Annotated in this window: 13 protein-coding genes, 1 tRNA gene and 1 riboswitch; of the genes, 12 read left to right on the top strand and 2 right to left on the bottom strand. The window is 71.3% G+C overall.

Annotation, left to right across the window (positions count from 1 at the left end):
• Positions 1-247: 247 nt before the first annotated feature.
• The 11 genes from ACZ4MH_RS15460 (at position 248) to ACZ4MH_RS15410 (ending at position 13144) form a co-directional block, all read left to right on the top strand.
• Positions 248-877, top strand: coding sequence for a SurA N-terminal domain-containing protein (locus ACZ4MH_RS15460; RefSeq protein ID WP_351597783.1), 630 nt, complete (start codon positions 248-250; stop codon positions 875-877).
• Positions 878-1043: 166 nt separating this feature from the next.
• On the top strand, positions 1044-2006 hold the full coding sequence (locus ACZ4MH_RS15455; protein ID WP_351597786.1) for a nucleoside triphosphate pyrophosphohydrolase: 963 nt from the start codon (positions 1044-1046) through the stop codon (positions 2004-2006).
• Positions 2007-2296: 290 nt separating this feature from the next.
• A complete protein-coding gene (locus ACZ4MH_RS15450) occupies positions 2297-3685 on the top strand; it encodes a cytochrome P450 family protein (protein ID WP_351597789.1) in 1389 nt (462 codons plus the stop codon).
• A gap of 318 nt (positions 3686-4003) precedes the next feature.
• Positions 4004-4957 (top strand): transglycosylase family protein, encoded by a 954-nt coding sequence (locus tag ACZ4MH_RS15445; protein WP_467754528.1) that lies wholly within the window; start codon positions 4004-4006, stop codon positions 4955-4957.
• A gap of 275 nt (positions 4958-5232) precedes the next feature.
• Positions 5233-5400, top strand: a riboswitch (cyclic di-AMP (ydaO/yuaA leader).
• A gap of 3 nt (positions 5401-5403) precedes the next feature.
• A complete protein-coding gene (locus ACZ4MH_RS15440; RefSeq protein WP_351597794.1) occupies positions 5404-6093 on the top strand; it encodes a transglycosylase family protein in 690 nt (229 codons plus the stop codon).
• Positions 6094-6432: 339 nt separating this feature from the next.
• The gene (eno, locus tag ACZ4MH_RS15435) at positions 6433-7713 is read left to right on the top strand and encodes a phosphopyruvate hydratase (protein WP_351597797.1); all 1281 of its coding nucleotides are present in this window, start codon (positions 6433-6435) and stop codon (positions 7711-7713) included.
• A gap of 117 nt (positions 7714-7830) precedes the next feature.
• Positions 7831-8220, top strand: a complete 390-nt coding sequence (locus tag ACZ4MH_RS15430; protein WP_351597800.1) for an FtsB family cell division protein — start codon at positions 7831-7833, stop codon at positions 8218-8220.
• 43 nt (positions 8221-8263) lie between these two features.
• Positions 8264-8809, top strand: a complete 546-nt coding sequence (locus tag ACZ4MH_RS15425; RefSeq protein WP_351597803.1) for a DUF501 domain-containing protein — start codon at positions 8264-8266, stop codon at positions 8807-8809.
• Positions 8806-9747: a Ppx/GppA phosphatase family protein gene (locus tag ACZ4MH_RS15420; protein ID WP_351597806.1), complete on the top strand. Its 942-nt coding sequence runs from the start codon at positions 8806-8808 to the stop codon at positions 9745-9747. Before ACZ4MH_RS15425 ends, ACZ4MH_RS15420 begins: the two co-directional genes overlap by 4 nt.
• Before the next feature lie 422 nt (positions 9748-10169).
• The gene (locus ACZ4MH_RS15415) at positions 10170-11552 is read left to right on the top strand and encodes an NAD(P)/FAD-dependent oxidoreductase (protein ID WP_351597809.1); all 1383 of its coding nucleotides are present in this window, start codon (positions 10170-10172) and stop codon (positions 11550-11552) included.
• Between the two features lie 269 nt (positions 11553-11821).
• On the top strand, positions 11822-13144 hold the full coding sequence (locus tag ACZ4MH_RS15410) for a cyclopropane-fatty-acyl-phospholipid synthase family protein (RefSeq protein WP_351597812.1): 1323 nt from the start codon (positions 11822-11824) through the stop codon (positions 13142-13144).
• A 73-nt stretch (positions 13145-13217) separates the two neighbouring features.
• On the opposite strand, the gene ACZ4MH_RS15405 is transcribed toward ACZ4MH_RS15410, so the two are convergent.
• A complete protein-coding gene (locus ACZ4MH_RS15405) occupies positions 13218-15749 on the bottom strand; it encodes an ABC transporter permease (protein WP_351597815.1) in 2532 nt (843 codons plus the stop codon).
• Positions 15750-15818: 69 nt separating this feature from the next.
• On the bottom strand, positions 15819-16631 hold the full coding sequence (locus tag ACZ4MH_RS15400) for an ABC transporter ATP-binding protein (RefSeq protein ID WP_351597818.1): 813 nt from the start codon (positions 16629-16631) through the stop codon (positions 15819-15821).
• Positions 16632-17058: 427 nt separating this feature from the next.
• Between ACZ4MH_RS15400 and ACZ4MH_RS15395 the strand changes: the two genes are divergently transcribed.
• Positions 17059-17140: transfer RNA gene (locus ACZ4MH_RS15395), tRNA-Leu, on the top strand.
• The last annotated feature ends 137 nt before the right edge of the window (positions 17141-17277 follow it).

The raw sequence follows: 17277 nt of genomic DNA, 5'->3' as shown, positions 1-17277 counted from the left end.
ACCGCCGCTCCGCCGAGCCGCCCCGCCACACCGCCGCTCCGCCGAGTCCCGGGCCGTGCCGCGCCCGGAGCCGGCGTGCCGCCCCGCCGCCTCCCGGGTACGAAACACAAAAGTGCCGCAATCGTTGGTCGAATTGCTGGTCCGCGCCGCGCGGACTCCATACCATCGATCAACGCCAGGACTGATACGCACGCGAGGTGCTGAGGAAGGCCTCCGCAGTCGTTCATGATCTTCGCCGGGAGGCCGAATGCTCCGCCGTAGGACTGCGCTCTCCGTTTCCGCCGCCGCGATCGTGGCGGCCCCGCTCCTGTCCGCCTGCGGCAGCGACGCGCACCCAGGTGCCGCGGCCGTCGTGGGAGGCGAGCGGATCACCGTGGCGCAGCTCCAGGCGCGGGTGAAGAACGTTCGTACCGCCCAGGAAGGCGCCCCGCAGGGCGCGCAGCTCATCGAGAACACCGGCCGGCTCAGCCTGGCCACGCTCAACAGCATGATCTTCGACCGCGTACTGGCGCGCAGCGCGAAGGACGCCGGCGTCGAGGCCAGCCGGTCCGACGTGCAGAAGTGGCGGACCGCTGCCGAGCGGCAGGCCGGTGGCGCCGACCGGCTGAAGACGATGTGGCTGCAGCAGGCCATCGCGCCGCGCGAGATCGACGGCGTGGTGCGCAATCAGATCCTGATGGACGGGATCGCGAAGAAGCTGGGCGTGAACCGGCAGTCGCCGCAGGGCCAGCAGAAGCTGGCCCAGGCGCTGGCCAAGACCTCGCGCGACCTCGGTATCGATGTGAACCCGCGCTTCGGCAAGTGGAACGACCGCCAGGTCATGCTCGGCGAGGCGAAGACCCCGTGGGTGCGGACGGAGCAGAAGCAGCGGGTGTGATGCCGGGACGGGCGGCAGGTACGGCATGCGCCCGGCCTGCCGCCCGTCAGGCGTCCGCCGCCCGTGAGGCGTCCGCCGCCCGTGAGGCGTCCGCCGCCCGTGAGGCGCCCGCCGTATGGGGCGGCCTGCCGCCCGTTCCGCGACCGCCGTGCGTTACGTTCGACGGGTGAACGCTTCCGCCACCGGCCGCCTGGTCCTGCTCACCACCAGCCACCGGGTCGCACCCGGCCTGCTGTCCTGGCCCGCGTGGCAGACGCTGCGCGGCGCCGACCGCGTGCTGTGCACCGACCCGGACCACCCGCAGCTGCCGTACCTCGCCGAGGCGGGCATCGCGGTCGAGATCGCGGAGCCCACCGCCCGCGAGTTGGTCGACCACTGCGTGGCCGGCGGCCGTACGGCGGTCGTGCTGACCTCCGCCGACGGCGAGAGCGCGCTGACCGACGGGCTGGCCCGGCTCGCCGGGTCGGGCCGCGAGGCCATGCCCGACCTGGAGCTGCTGCCCGGTTCGTACGATCTGCCGGGCGCCCGGCTGCTGGACCTCGTACAGGTCATGGACCAGATCCGCGTCGCGTGCCCGTGGAGCGGCATCCGTACCCACGAGGACCTGGCGAAGTACGGCCTGGAAGAGGCGTACGAACTGGTCGAGGCGATCGAGGAGGGCGACCGGGAGGCGCTCGCCGAGGAGCTGGGCGACGTCCTGCTCCAGGTCGTCTTCCACTCCCGGATCGCCCAGGACGACCCCGACGAGCCGTTCTCGATCGACGACGTCGCGGGCGGCATTGTCGACAAGCTGATCCACCGGCACCCGCACGTCTTCGGTGACGAGGAGGCGGCGACGCCGGAGGACGTCAAGGCGCACTGGCTGCGGACGAAGGCCATCGAGAAGCAGCGCGAGTCGGTGACGGAGGGCGTGCCGCTGGGGCAGCCGGCCCTGGCACTGGCCGCGAAGCTGGCCTCCCGGGCCCGTACGGCCGGCCTCGACGTGCCGGTCGCGGGCGAGGGCATCGGGTACGAGCTGCTGGCGCTGGCCGTACGGGCCCAGGCGGAGGGCACCGACCCGGAGACGGCGCTGCGGGCCGCGGCCCGTACATACCGGGACGCGATCGTGGCGGCGGAGCGAGCGGTCTAGCCGTTTCGGTGGCGGGGGCCCTGCTGTCTAGCCGTTTCCTGGCGGGGCCGCTCCCGTCCAGCCGTTTCCTGGCAGGGCCCCTCCCTCTCCCCGTCCGCAGAGAGTCGGGGACTCCCCGACCACAGAGACTCGGAGGCCCCCCGTCCACAGAGACTCGGAGACTCCCCGCCCACAAACCATCGAGGACAACGGCGAAAGCCCCCTCCCCCACCTCCACCGCACTCTCACAGACGCTACTGCCCGCCACTGACAGTGACCGGGCCCTGTGGAAAACCGGTTACGGTCGAGGGGTGCACGACACCACCGCTTCCGCCTGCCCTGAACTCTTCACCTGGGAGTTCGCCGCCGATCCGTACCCCGCGTACGCCTGGATGCGGGAGCACGCGCCGGTGCGCAGGACGGAACTGCCCAGCGGGGTCGAGGCGTGGCTGGTCACCCGGTACGCGGACGCGCGCGAGGCGCTGGCCGACCCGCGGCTCTCCAAGAACCCCCAGCACCACAGCGAGGCCGCGCACGGCAAGGGCAAGGTCGGCATCCCCGGCGAGCGCAGCGCGAACCTGATGACGCACCTGCTCAACATCGACCCGCCGGACCACACCCGGTTGCGCCGCCTCGTCTCCAAGGCGTTCACGCCGCGTACGGTGGCGCGCTTCGCGCCGCGCGTACAGGAGCTGACCGACCAGCTGATCGACGGCTTCGCCGGGCGCGGCGAGGCCGACCTCATCCACGAGTTCGCCTTCCCGCTCCCCATCTACGCGATCTGCGACCTGCTGGGCGTGCCGCGCGAGGACCAGGACGACTTCCGGGACTGGGCCGGGATGATGATCCGGCACGGCGGCGGGCCGCGGGGCGGGGTCGCCCGGTCGGTGAAGAAGATGCGGGCATATCTGGCCGATCTGATCCACCGCAAGCGGGAGTCGCTGGCGGCGGTGGAGTCCGAGGACGAGGACCTGATCTCGGCCCTTATCCGCGCCTCCGACCACGGCGAGCACCTCACCGAGAACGAAGCCGCGGCGATGGCCTTCATCCTCCTGTTCGCCGGGTTCGAGACGACGGTCAATCTGATCGGGAACGGTACGTACGCGCTGCTGCGCAACCCGGAGCAGCGGGCGCGGCTGCAGGCCGCGCTGGCCGCGGGCGACGAGGAGCTGCTCGCGACCGGCATCGAGGAACTGCTGCGCTATGACGGTCCGGTGGAGCTGGCGACCTGGCGGTTCGCGACGCAGCAGCTGACGATCGGCGGGCAGTCGATTGCCGCGGGGGACCCGGTACTGGTGGTACTGGCGGCCGCCGACCGGGATCCGGAGCGGTTCGAGGAGCCGGACACCCTGGATCTCGGGCGCCGCGACAACCAGCATCTCGGGTACGGGCACGGCATCCACTACTGCCTGGGCGCGCCACTCGCCCGCCTCGAAGGCCGTGCCGCGCTGGCGACCCTGCTGACCCGGCTGCCCGACCTCCGGCTGGCCGCCGCCCCCGATGACCTGCGGTGGCGCGGCGGCCTCATCATGCGCGGGCTGCGGGCGCTGCCGGTGGAGTTCACGCCGGAGGGCGCGGCGGACGTACGGGGAAGCGCGGAGCCGACCACCCCGAGAGGCGCGGAGCCAGCCACCCCGCAAGGCCCGGAATCGATCGCTCCGCAAGACGCGGATCCGGCTATTCCGGAAAGCGCGGAGTAAGTCGTTCCGGAGGGCGTGCCGTCCGGCGCGCAAAAGGCGCATAGCGCATCGTCCCGGGCGGGGCGGGCGCCCGCTTCCGACGGCCCGTCAGAACGGGAAATCGCGGACGTACCGGAATGCGCCAAGGGTGCCCGGGTCGAGACGAACTGACCTGGCGTCAGCAGCGTGATCTACGCGTGATCTCCGCTACACCGGGTTGAGACCGGACCGGGCCCCCGCTACCTTGCGTGCGACAACTCAAGCCGCCGCTCGAAAGGCACTCGCATGCGCTCCGGCAACGGTAGACACCGCCGCCCCCGTCAGGCTCCCGCCCTCCTGGTGGCGGCCTCCGTCACGGGGGCCGGGCTGGCCCTGCCGCTGCTGACGGCGGGCGGGGCCCAGGCCGCCGACACCGCCACCTGGGACCGCGTCGCGCTGTGCGAGAGCGGCGGCACCTGGAGCGCCAACTCCGGCAACGGCTACTACGGCGGGCTGCAGCTGACCCTGCAGATGTGGAAGGACTACGGCGGCGAGTCCTACGCCGAGCGTCCGGACCTGGCCAGCCGCGCCCAGCAGATCGCGGTCGCCGAGTCGGTACTGAACGACCGCGGCCCGGATGCCTGGCCCAGCTGCTCGGTGAACGCCGGCCTCGACCTGGACGGGCTGATACCCGACGTGGACCCGGGCAGCACGCAGACGCCCGCGCCGCAGCCCTCCGACGACGGCTCCGCGAGCGGCAGCGACTCCGGCGACACCCAGCCGTCGGGCGGCGCCACGGACGGCGCCACGGATGGTGCCACCGACGAGCCGTCGGCCACGCCCTCCGCCACGCCGTCCGGCGACGGCACGGACTCCGGTGACGCGCGGCCCTCCGAAGGCGCCTCCGAGCAGCCCACCGCCGACCCGTCGGCCGACCCCACCACCGACCCGTCGACCGCTCCGTCGACCGAGCCCTCGGACTCCGCGCAGCCCTCCGAGGGGGCCACCGAGCCGCCCGCGTCGTCCGACGGCGGCGCCTCCGCGCCCGGTACCGGCCGGCACCGCGGCGGTACCGACGACGGCAAGGACGGGCGTCCCGAGGGGCGGCACGCCTCGCGCGGCGGTGACGCCCACCGCGGTACCGGGGAGGGCGACGGCGTGTACACAGTGCGGCCGGGCGACAGCCTCTCCGCGATCGCGGAGGAGCACGGGCTGGCCGAGGGGTGGGCCGGCCTCTACGACGCCAACGAGGGTGTCGTCGGAGCTGATCCGGACCTTATTCAGCCAGGTCAGCGCCTCGACCTCGGCCAGTGACCGCGGGCCGCACGGCGTAAGTGCGGGATGGTTGCCCCCATTTGGGGAAAGTGAGACATGGGTCTCGTCCCGAGGTATTCCGTCCGCCCTGTCCGTTCTTTCCATACCGTGTTCGACCTGCGCAAACGGATGCCACCGGTGATCGAAAACCGCAAAGTGTCCTGCGAAAAGGTGGTTTGAACCGCCGAGGGGTGTGTGTTTACGTTCTTCACCGCTCGCACCAAGCGAGCCCGCCGATCATTCGCCGAATCCTGCCGGTGATCGGTCGGACAACCGTCGCGCAAGCGCCGTAGGCAGGAGCGGGGGACCCAAGGTAAGTGCCGTACGCAGCGGAAACGCAGCGGCCGGCTTGGGGTGAAGCCGGATGTGCGACAGCGCATCCGGCCGGGCCACTCACAGCCCGAACCCGACAGCTCACCTCGCAGGCGTCGGTGAGGGAGAACAACATGCTCAAGGGCAAGCACCGCCGCCCCTCGAAGGCCGTCCGTGTCGCCACGCTCGCCGGTGTCGCAGGCGCCGCCGTGGCCGTCCCGCTGATGGCCGCCGGTTCCGCCAACGCCGCCTCGGTCGCCACCTGGGACAAGGTCGCCCAGTGCGAGTCCGGTGGCAACTGGTCGATCAACACCGGCAACGGCTACTACGGCGGCCTGCAGTTCAACAACAGCTCCTGGGCCGCCGCGGGTGGCACCAAGTACGCCCCGCGCGCCGACCTGGCCACCAAGGACCAGCAGATCGCCACCGCCGAGAAGCTGCTCGCCATGCAGGGCCCGGGTGCCTGGGGCTGCGCCGGTGCCGGCGGCCTGACCGCCGGTGGCCCGTCCGCGCAGGTGAACACCGGTGGCTCCGGCCAGGTCCAGCAGCAGGCCGCCCCGAAGCAGGAGGCGCCGAAGCAGCAGGCCGCGCCGCAGCAGCAGGCCCCGAAGCAGCAGGCCGCGCCGCAGCCGCAGCCCGTGCAGCCCAAGGCCGACCCGAAGCCGGTGACCGGCCACGGCAACTACACCGTGAAGTCCGGCGACACCCTGGGCAAGATCGCCAAGGCGCACGGCGCCGACTGGAAGACCGTCTACGCGAAGAACAAGTCGGTCGTCGGCGGCAACCCGAACCTGATCTTCCCCGGCCAGAAGCTCAACGTCTGAGCCGGTACAGGCCGGCACCTCAACGTCCGAGCCGGTACCCGGCAGGCGTGAGAGCCGCCCCGTGAGACCGCCCCGCCGCGACGCGTCCCCCCGAGCGCGCCACGGCGGGGCTTTCGCGTTGGCGCGGCGGGGCAGTGCACCGGCATCCGGGCGGGCCGCCGCTCAGATGCGTACGGACCGTTTTGCCCGGTACGTCCGCTACAAAATGCGGACGCTACCTCCCGTATTGCGGGCCTTTGGGTCCTTTTTCGTCTCACAGACGGGGCTAGGGGCAGGCGTAGGAGCCGTGGGCCGTTAGGCTCGTGCTGCAGAACTCCAGAAACCCACGAAGGAGACAACGTGCCGTCGATCGACGTCGTCGTAGCTCGCGAGATCCTCGACTCGCGAGGCAACCCCACGGTCGAGGTCGAGGTCGGCCTCGACGACGGCAGCACCGGCCGCGCGGCCGTGCCGTCGGGCGCCTCCACCGGCGCCTTCGAGGCCATCGAGCTGCGTGACGGCGACCCGAACCGTTACCTCGGCAAGGGCGTCGAGAAGGCCGTGCTGGCCGTCATCGAGCAGATCGGCCCCGAGCTGGTCGGCTACGACGCCACCGAGCAGCGCCTCATCGACCAGGCGATGTTCGACCTGGACGCCACCGACAACAAGGGCTCCCTGGGCGCCAACGCGATCCTGGGCGTCTCGCTGGCCGTCGCGCACGCCGCGTCCGAGGCCAGCGACCTGCCGCTGTTCCGCTACCTCGGTGGCCCGAACGCGCACGTCCTGCCCGTCCCGATGATGAACATCCTGAACGGCGGCTCGCACGCCGACTCCAACGTGGACATCCAGGAGTTCATGATCGCCCCGATCGGCGCGGAGTCCTTCTCCGAGGCGCTGCGCTGGGGCGCCGAGGTCTACCACACCCTCAAGAAGGTCCTGAAGAACAAGGGCCTGGCCACCGGCCTGGGCGACGAGGGCGGCTTCGCCCCGAACCTCGGCTCCAACCGTGAGGCCCTCGACCTCATCCTGGAGGCCATCACGGAGGCCGGCTACGCCCCCGGCCAGGACATCGCGCTGGCGCTGGACGTCGCCGCCTCCGAGTTCTACAAGGACGGCGTGTACGAGTTCGAGGGCAAGAGCCGCTCGGCCGCCGAGATGACCGAGTACTACGAGGAGCTCGTCGCCTCGTACCCGCTCGTCTCCATCGAGGACCCGCTCTTCGAGGACGACTGGGCCGGCTGGAACGTCATCACCGAGAAGCTCGGCACCAAGGTGCAGCTGGTGGGCGACGACCTGTTCGTCACCAACCCCGAGCGCCTGGCCCGCGGCATCGAGGAGAACTCGGCCAACGCCCTCCTGGTCAAGGTCAACCAGATCGGTTCGCTGACCGAGACCCTGGACGCCGTCGAGCTGGCCCAGCGCAACGGCTTCAAGTGCATGATGTCGCACCGCTCCGGCGAGACCGAGGACGTCACCATCGCCGACCTGGCCGTCGCCACCAACTGCGGCCAGATCAAGACCGGCGCCCCGGCCCGCTCCGAGCGCGTGGCCAAGTACAACCAGCTGCTGCGCATCGAGGAGATCCTCGACGACGCGGCGGTGTACGCGGGCCGCAGCGCCTTCCCGCGTTTCAAGGGCTGAGTTCTGGCCTACGGGGGCTGATGGTCCCCACCTCCGTACGTCCCCGGCAGCGGTCCCGTACCGTTGCCGGGGACGTACGTACGCCGTCGCGTACGCAGCCACCCAGGGGAGGCCACCGTGTTCCGCCGCAGCCGGCTCACCGGGCGCGCCGCGCTCCTCGTGCTCGTGCTGTGCTCGCTGGTCGTGGCCCTCGCGTATCCGATAAGGGCGTACGTCTCCCAGCGCTCGGACATCGCCGATCAGCGCCGTGAGGCCGAGACGGCCCGGGAGGCGGTGCAGCGGCTGCGCCAGGAGAAGGCCCGCTGGCAGGACCCCGCCTACGTACGCCAGCAGGCCCGCCGCCACCTGCACTACGTGCTGCCGGGCGAGACCGGTTACACCGTCGTGGACGGCACCGGCGCGAGCCGGCCGCAGGCCGGCCGGAGTGCCGTGCAGCGCCCCTGGTACGAAGCCATCTGGTCCGGCCTGGACTCCGCCGACGCGCGCCACAGGGCCGCCGGGGGATGATGGGGCGGCCGACCGTTCAACCCTGACGACAAGAGAAGCCTGCATGGACACGCCGCCTCCCCAGACCGAGCCCACCGAGCCCACCGACGCGGACGTCGCGGCGTTCCGGGAGCAGCTGGGCCGCCCGCCGCGCGGCCTGCGCGCCATCGCGCACCGCTGCCCCTGCGGCAACCCCGACGTCGTCGAGACGGCCCCGCGCCTGGAGGACGGCACGCCCTTCCCCACGCTGTACTACCTCACCTGCCCGCGCGCGGCCTCCGCGATCGGCACGCTGGAGGCGAACGGCGTGATGAAGGAGATGAGCGAGCGGCTGGCCACCGACCCGGAGCTCGCCGCCGCCTACCGCGCGGCGCACGAGGACTACATCCGCCGCCGGGACGCCATCGAGGTGCTGCAGGGCTTCCCGAGCGCCGGCGGCATGCCGGACCGGGTGAAGTGCCTGCACGTCCTGGTCGGCCACTCGCTGGCGGCCGGTCCCGGCGTCAACCCGCTGGGCGACGAGGCCATCGCCATGCTGCCGGAGTGGTGGAAGAAGGGGCCGTGCGTGAGCCCGTGCGGCGCCGGCGACGACGAAGGAGACGCCAAGTGACCCGGGTCGCGGCCATCGACTGCGGTACGAACTCCATCCGCCTGCTCGTGGCGGACGCCGACCCGGAGACGGGCGAGCTGAAGGACCTGGACCGGCGGATGAAGATCGTCCGGCTCGGCCAGGGCGTGGACCGTACCGGTCGGCTGGCCCCGGAGGCGCTGGAGCGGACCTTCGCGGCCTGCCGTGAGTACGCCGCCGTCATCGAGGAGCTGGGCGCCGAGCGGGTGCGCTTCGTGGCGACCTCGGCCTCGCGCGACGCGGAGAACCGCGACGACTTCGTGCGCGGCGTGGTGGACATCCTGGGCGTCGAGCCCGAGGTGATCACCGGCGACCAGGAGGCGGAGTTCTCCTTCACGGGCGCGACGAAGGAGCTGAAGGGCCGCGAGGACCTGACCAAGCCGTACCTGGTCGTGGACATCGGCGGTGGCTCGACCGAGTTCGTACTGGGCGACGAAGACGTGCGGGCCGCCCGCTCCGTCGACATCGGCTGTGTGCGGATGACCGAGCGGCACCTCGTGCACGACGGCGAGGTCACCGACCCGCCGACGCCGGACCAGATCACCGCCATAAAGGCGGACGTCGCCGCGGCGCTGGACCAGGCCGCCGAGAGCGTCCCGCTGGGCGAGGCGCGCACGCTGGTGGGGCTGGCCGGCTCGGTGACCACGGTGGCCGCGATCGCGCTGGGCCTGGAGGAGTACGACTCGGCCGCCATCCACCACTCGCGGATCCCGCTGGCCGAGGTCCGGGAGATCACCGAGTCGCTGCTGGGCTCCACGCACGACGAGCGCGCGGCGATCCCGGTGATGCACCCGGGCCGGGTGGACGTGATCGCCGCGGGCGCCCTCGTACTGCTTTCGATCATGGAGCGTACGGGCGCTCAGGAGGTCGTCGTCTCGGAGCACGACATCCTGGACGGGATCGGCTGGAGCCTCGCCTGAGAGGGCCGTTGACGGCCTCTGAGAGGTGCCCGGGAGGGGCCTCGGAGCGTGCGAATCCCGCGTTCCGGGGCCCCTTCGCGACGTGTCGCCGAGAAAGTTCGTGAAACTCTTCACATGAAAAAAGGGCCCGTTGGGCCAACAAACCGTCCGCCGGGACGCCGTACGGGGCTCACTTGGGCGGGCCGCCCTTGGAATGTGCGCTTTCGACAGTGTTAAAGAAGCGCTTATGTGGCCCGTGGTCCAGCCTCACAAAGGCGTGCAACGCCTGATGAGAAGGGGTGTCCAACGCTCGGCCGTACCCCGTGGTTCCCCGGTGGCGCTATGGCGTCGATCACGAAGGCGCGGAGTGTAGCAGACCCCTCCCGCATGCTTGTGAAGGCCCTCACGAGCGACCCCCCAAGTGGGGGTGGATACTCGATGACATGAGCACCACGGAGCGTCCCAGGATCCTCGTAGTAGGCGGTGGGTACGTAGGCCTGTACGCGGCACGCCGCATCCTCAAGAAGATGCGGTACGGCGAGGCGACCGTCACGGTCGTCGACCCGCGCTCGTACATGACGTACCAGCCCTTCCTCCCCGAAGCTGCGGCCGGCAGCATCTCTCCGCGCCACGTCGTGGTTCCGCTGCGACGTGTGCTGCCCAAGGCGGAGGTCCTCACCGGCCGCGTCACGACCATCGACCAGGACCGCAAGGTCGCCACCGTCGCGCCGCTGGTCGGCGAGGCGTACGAGCTGCCCTTCGACTACCTGGTCATCGCGATGGGCGCGGTCTCGCGTACCTTCCCGATCCCCGGCCTGGCCGAGAACGGCATCGGGATGAAGGGCGTCGAGGAGGCCATCGGCCTGCGCAACCACGTCCTCGAGCAGCTCGACAAGGCCGACTCCACGACGGACGAGGAGGTCCGCCGCAAGGCGCTGACCTTCGTCTTCGTCGGCGGCGGCTTCGCCGGCGCGGAGACCGTCGGCGAGGTCGAGGACATGGCCCGCGACGCCGCGAAGTACTACACGAACGTGAAGCGCGAGGACATGCGCTTCCTCCTGGTCGACGTCGCCGACAAGATCCTCCCCGAGGTCGGCCCGAAGCTCGGCGCCTACGGCAAGGAGCACCTGGAAGGCCGCGGCGTCGAGGTCTACCTCAAGACCGGCATGGACTCCTGCGTGGACGGCCACGTGGTCCTGAACAACGGCCTCGAGGTCGACGCCAACACCATCGTGTGGACCGCGGGCGTCAAGCCGAACCCGGCGCTGTCCCGCTTCGGTCTGCCGCTGGGCCCGCGCGGCCACGTCGACACCGCCGCCACCCTCCAGGTGCAGGGCACCGACTACATCTGGGCCGCGGGCGACAACGCCCAGGTGCCGGACCTCGTCGGCCGCAAGGCCGGTAACGAGAACGCCTGGTGCCCGCCGAACGCCCAGCACGCGCTGCGCCAGGCGCGGATCCTCGGCGACAACGTGGTCTCCGGCATGCGGGGCTTCCCGCAGAAGGAGTACAGCCACGCCAACAAGGGCGCGGTCGCGGGCCTCGGTCTGCACAAGGGCGTCGCGATGATCGTCCTGGGCAAGACCAAGATCAAGCTGAAGGGCCGGCTGGCCTGGTACATGCACCGCGCGTACCACGGCATGGCGATGCCGACCTTCAACCGCAAGATCCGGGTCTTCGCCGACTGGACGCTCGGCATGTTCCTCAAGCGCGAGGTCGTCTCGCTCGGCGCCATGGAGAACCCCCGCGAGGAGTTCTACGAGGCCGCCAAGCCCGCGCCGAAGCCGGCCGCCGCCGAGGACAAGAAGACCGCCAAGGCTTCCTGAACACCGGCTTCCTGACCACGCGTCGGCAAGCCACGCAGTACACACGCCGAAGGGCGCCTGCCATCCGTGGGGCAGGCGCCCTTCGGCGTTTCCGCGTGCCGGTCCGCATGCCGGTCGTACGAGCCGCTCCTTCGGCGTATTCACAATGGCGCCGGTGCCGGGCTTTGCTGTTCCCTTACGAACGAACGGGACTACCGGGACCCCATCAGGCGTTTACGTGGTGGGTGAATCTATCTCGCCCCGACTCGTCAATAACGGAGGTGTGCGACATGGCCGACGCCGCTGGACGGCTCACCAAGCTCGCGGAGGAGCTACTGGGCGCCCCGCTCCCGGTGCGCATCCGGGCCTGGGACCGCAGCGAGTCGGGTCCGCCAGGAGCCCCGGCCCTCGTCTTCCGCAACCGTCGCGCGCTGCGCCACCTGCTCTTCAAGCCCGGCGAACTGGGCCTGGCGCGCGCCTGGGTGGCCGGCGACCTCGACGTCGACGGAGACCTCTACGCCGCCCTGGACGGTCTCGCCGAAATGATCTGGGAGCGCGGCCCGGAGGACCAGGGCAAGCCGCAGCGCGCCGCCGTGCTGCGCGCCCTGGCCCGCCCGGAGGTCCGCAGCGCCGCCCGTGAACTCGTCTCGCTCGCCGGCGCGCCCCTGCCGCCCCGCCCGCCCGCCGAAGAGGCGCCCAAGACGCACGGCCCGCTGCACACGCTGCGCCGCGACAAGCAGGCCATCAGCCACCACTACGACGTCGGCAACGACTTCTACGAGCTGGTCCTCGGCCCGTCCATGGTCTACTCCTGCGCCTACTGGGAGACCGGCGAGGAGGGGGCGGCGACCCTGGAGGACGCCCAGCGCGACAAGCTCGACCTCATCTGCCGCAAGCTGAACCTCAAGGAGGGCGAGCGGCTGCTGGACGTGGGCTGCGGCTGGGGCTCGATGGTGCTGCACGCCGCGCAGAAGTACGGCGTGAGCGCGGTCGGCGTCACCCTCTCCGAGGAGCAGGCCGCGTACGCCCGCAAGCGCGTCGCCGAGGCCGGGCTCACCGACCGCATCGAGATCCGCGTCCAGGACTACCGCCTGGTCAAGGACGGCCCGTACGACGCGATCTCCTCCATCGGCATGGCCGAGCACGTCGGCCGGGACCGGTACGCCGAGTACGCCGCCGACCTGTACGGCCTGCTCAGGCCGGGCGGCCGGCTGCTCAACCACCAGATCGCGCGGCGTCCGCTGGCCGACGAGGACAGCTACCACGTGGACGAGTTCATCGACCGCTACGTCTTCCCCGACGGCGAGCTGGCCCCGGTCGGGCAGACCGTCGGCCAGCTGGAGGACGCCGGCTTCGAGGTGCGCGACGTGGAGGCGATCCGCGAGCACTACGCGCTGACGCTGCGCCAGTGGGTGGCCAACCTGGAGCGCCACTGGGACCGCGCCGTGCGCCTGACGACGCCGGGCCGGGCCCGCGTCTGGCGGCTGTACATGGCGGCCTCGGCACTCTCCTTCGAGCGCAACCGCATCGGCGTGAACCAGGTACTCGCCGTCCGTACGCCGGAGGGCGGGGCCTCCGGCATGCCGCTGCGGGCACGGGAGTGGCGGGGCTGAGCCGCCCGGCCGCGCAGCCGACGGGAGCCCCGGTCCGGTGGACCGGGGCTCCCGTGCTTTCAGCCGCGCGGGGTCACTCCGCCTTGATCGCGGCCAGCATGTTCAGCCGGGCGGCGCGGCGCGCGGGCCACAGCGCGGCGGCCACGCCGACCAGCGCGGCGAGCGCCAGGAAGAGCGCCATCCGGCCCCAGGGCAGCACCATCTCGTACGTGCCGAGGCTGTCCCCGATGAGCTTGCCGCCGGCCCAGCCGAAGAAGACGCCGAGGCCGATGCCCAGCACCCCGCCGAAGAGCGAGATCACCAGGGACTCCAGGCGGACCATCCGCTTGATGCCACGCCGGTCCAGGCCGATCGCCCGCAGCATGCCGATCTCCTGGGAGCGTTCGAACACCGACATCGCGAGGGTGTTGATCACGCCGAGCACCGCGACGATCACGGCCATGGCCAGCAGTCCGTAGAGCATGTTGAGCATCAGGGTGACCGACTTGGCGATGCCCTCGGAGATGTCCTGCTTGTCCTGGACCTGGATCGCCGGGTTGTCGCCGAGCGCCTTGGTCAGCCTGCTCTGGGCGGCGTCCGAGGTGCCGCCCGCGGTCTTCACCATGACCTGCATGTCGGACGGGTCGGCGATGTGCGGGGTGAGGGTCGGGCTGTCCAGCAGGATGCCGCTGATCAGCTCGTTGCCCTCGTAGACGCCCGCGACGGTGAGCCGCTGCTTGCTGCCGTCCTCGTACGCCACCGTGAAGGCGGAGCCGGCGTGCCAGCCCTTGTCCTTGGCGGTGGCGTCGTCGACCACGACGTTCTTGCCGCCGACGGTGAAAGCGCCGCTCTTGACGGGGAGATCGGTGAGGTCGCCGATCCTGCTCCCGTTGACGCCGGTCAGATACTCGGTCGAGCCGGCGATCCGGGCGGGGGCGTTGCGCATGCCGCTGACCGCGGTGACGCCGTCGACCCCGTCCAGCTTCTTCTCCACCTCGGGCGAGAGGGAGCTGCCGTTCGCCATGGAGACCACGTAGTCCGCCTTCAGGGCGGAGGTGGCCATCTTGTCGACCGCCTGCTGTGAGCTGCCCGCGATGACGGTCATGCCGGTGATCAGGGTGAGGCCGATCATCAGCGCCGCGGAGGTGGCGGCGGTGCGGCGCGGATTGCGTACCGCGTTCAGCCGGGCGAGCTTGCCGGAGATCCCGAAGGCGCGCAGCAGCGGGCCGGCGGCCGCGATCAGCGGGCGGGAGAGCAGCGGCGTGAGCACGAAGACGCCGATCACCAGCAGCGCGGCGCCCAGCCCCATGGGGAGCTGCCCGGAGTCCATGTCCTGCACGCTCGTCGCGTACAGGACGACGGCGATGCCCGCGCCGGTGAGAACGGCGCCGAGGGTGTTGCGCAGTACCAGGGACTTGGTCGTGGCGGTGGCGTGCACGCTGTTCATCGCGGCGACCGGCGGGATCTTGGCGGCGCGGCGGCCCGGCAGCCAGGCGGCGAGCATGGTGACCAGGATGCCGACGGCCAGGGAGGTGGCGACGGTGCCCGGCGAGACCACCAGCGGACCGTCGGGCAGGGTCACGCCCGTCGCGCCCATGACGGCCCGCAGCCCGGCGCCGATGCCGATGCCGACGGCCAGCCCGGCCACGGCGGCGATGGTGCCGACGACGAACGCCTCGAAGAGCACCGAGCGGGTGACCTGCTTGCGGGACGCGCCGACGGCGCGCAGCAGGGCCAGCTCCTTGGTGCGCTGGGCGACCAGCATGGTGAAGGTGTTGGCGATGATGAAGATGCCGACGAAGAGCGCGATGCCGGCGAACATCAGCAGCGTGGTCCGGAAGCTGTCCATCGACGAGGCGATCGTCTCGGCCTGGTCGTCGGCCAGCTGCCGCGCCGTGGTCGTGGACGCCTGGTCCTTCGGCAGCGCCTTCTTGAGCTGTGCCTGGAGTGCGCTCTGCGAGACGCCGGACGCGGCCTTGACGTCGATCCGGTCGTACGCGCCTTCCTTGTGGAAGAGCCGCTGGGTGGTGGGGGTGTCGAAGAGGGTGAGCGAGCCGCCGGCCGCGACGGTGCCGTCGTCGGTGGTGAAGATGCCGGAGATCTTCGGGGTCAGCACCGGGCCGTCGACGGAGACACGGACGGTGTCGCCGACCTTGTAACCGGTCCGCTCGGCGGTCTTCGCGTCGATCGCGACCTCGTGCGCGCCGTGCGGGGCGCGGCCGGTCTTGAGCGGGTAGCGCGGGTCGTGGGCGCCCGAGTAGTTGCCGCCCTGGGTGGAGAAGCCGGTGCCGACGAGCTTGCCGTCCTTGCCGGCGAGCGCGGTGAAGCCGTGCAGGGAGCCGATCGCGGAGTCGGCGCCGGGCACCTGCCGGGCCTTCTTCAGCAGGGCCTCGGACAGCTGGGGCGGCGGCGCGAGACGGTCGCCGTGATCGGGCTGCGACTCGGGCTCGACGGCGACGTCGACATGGTCGAAGCCCTTGGCGGAGCTGCTCTGCTGGGCCTGGGAGATGGTGTTGGTGAAGACCAGGGTGCCGGACACGAAGGCGACGCCGAGCATGACGGCGAGCACGGTCATCAGCAACCGGGCCTTGTGCGCGAGGACGTTGCGCACGGCGGTTCGGAACATGAGTGGACAGTCCTGAAGGTGAGGTCCGGAGGACGGGCGGCGGGGACCGGCGGTACGGGCCGGGACGGGTCAGCTCGTACGGCCCTCGGCGTCGGGGCCGGGGGTCTGGGGGGCACCCCCGGACAGACGCAGCATCCGTTCCAGGACCTTGTCGGCGGTCGGGGTCGTCATGTCGTCGACGATCCGGCCGTCGGCCAGGAAGACGACGCGGTCCGCGTAGCCCGCGGCCACCGGGTCGTGGGTGACCATCACCACGGTCTGGCCGAGCTCGCGCACGGAGTTGCGCAGGAAGCCCAGTACCTCGGCGCCGGAGCGCGAGTCGAGGTTGCCGGTGGGCTCGTCGGCGAAGATGATCTCGGGCTTGGAGGCCAGCGCGCGGGCCACCGCGACGCGCTGCTGCTGGCCGCCGGAGAGCTCGCTGGGGCGGTGCGCCAGCCGCTCGGAGAGGCCGACCGTCGTCACGACCCGGTCCAGCCACTGCTGGTCGGGCTTACGGCCCGCGATGTCCATCGGCAGGGTGATGTTCTCCAGCGCGCTGAGCGTCGGCAGCAGGTTGAACGCCTGGAAGATGAAGCCGATCTTGTCGCGGCGCAGCTGGGTGAGCTTCTTGTCCTTCAGGCCGGTCAGCTCGGTCCCGCCGATCCGGGCCGAGCCGCGGGAGACGGTGTCCAGCCCCGCCATGCAGTGCATCAGCGTGGACTTGCCGGAGCCGGAGGGGCCCATGATCGCGGTGAACTCGGCCTGCCGGAATTCGACGCTGACGCCGTCCAGGGCGACCACCTGGGTCTCGCCCTGTCCGTAGACCTTGGTGAGATCCGTGGCGCGTGCGGCCGCCGCGGTGGCGCGGGTGGCGGTGGGAACGCCGGAGTGGAGGGTGGTCACGGGTGGGTGCTCCTGTCGGATGTAGGGGCCGTGTGAACGGTCGGATTCCATCGTCCGGGAGCGGAGGGCGCGGGACGTCAGTCCCTGCGCCGGTCTCTCGGGGGGCCTGCGGTCGGACGCCACGGGCCCCGGGTCCTCCTTGGGGATGAGGGCGACCCTGAGGCGCTGACGCGGCGGCGGGAACGCGGGCAGGCCGCGGTACGGCGCGGGGGAGGCATCGAGTTTCCGTCATTCCGGCCGCGGCGGCGCCGGTGGGGCGTGAGCGGGGCGGTTCGGCCCTGGGCATGTGCCGAAGGCCAGTACCACGTGCTGATGCACCCTCAGTTGCCAATAAAATAAGACAACCTCGGGCTCACCCGCCGCTGTTCGAGTGGCGCTGCGGGCTAGGCTCGTGGTGCCGTCTTCGTGACGGCGTGGGGGGTTTCGGGCCCGGATGGTGGAATGCAGACACGGCGAGCTTAAACCTCGCTGGCCTTCGGGCCGTGCCGGTTCAAGTCCGGCTCCGGGCACACTCCCGTGGACGGGGAGATGATCCGCGGGGAAGCCCGCCCCCTCCTGCCCGACGGCGACGCACCCTCCGTAGCCCCGTCGGTGCCCCTCGTGACGCGCGACTCCGCCTGACGGGCCGTCACGGTAAAGGTTTTCC

This window comes from Streptomyces sp. NPDC026301 (genome assembly GCF_055567935.1).
The sequence above is the reverse complement of the archived record's forward strand: the minus strand, read 5'-3'. Positions and strand labels throughout refer to the sequence as shown.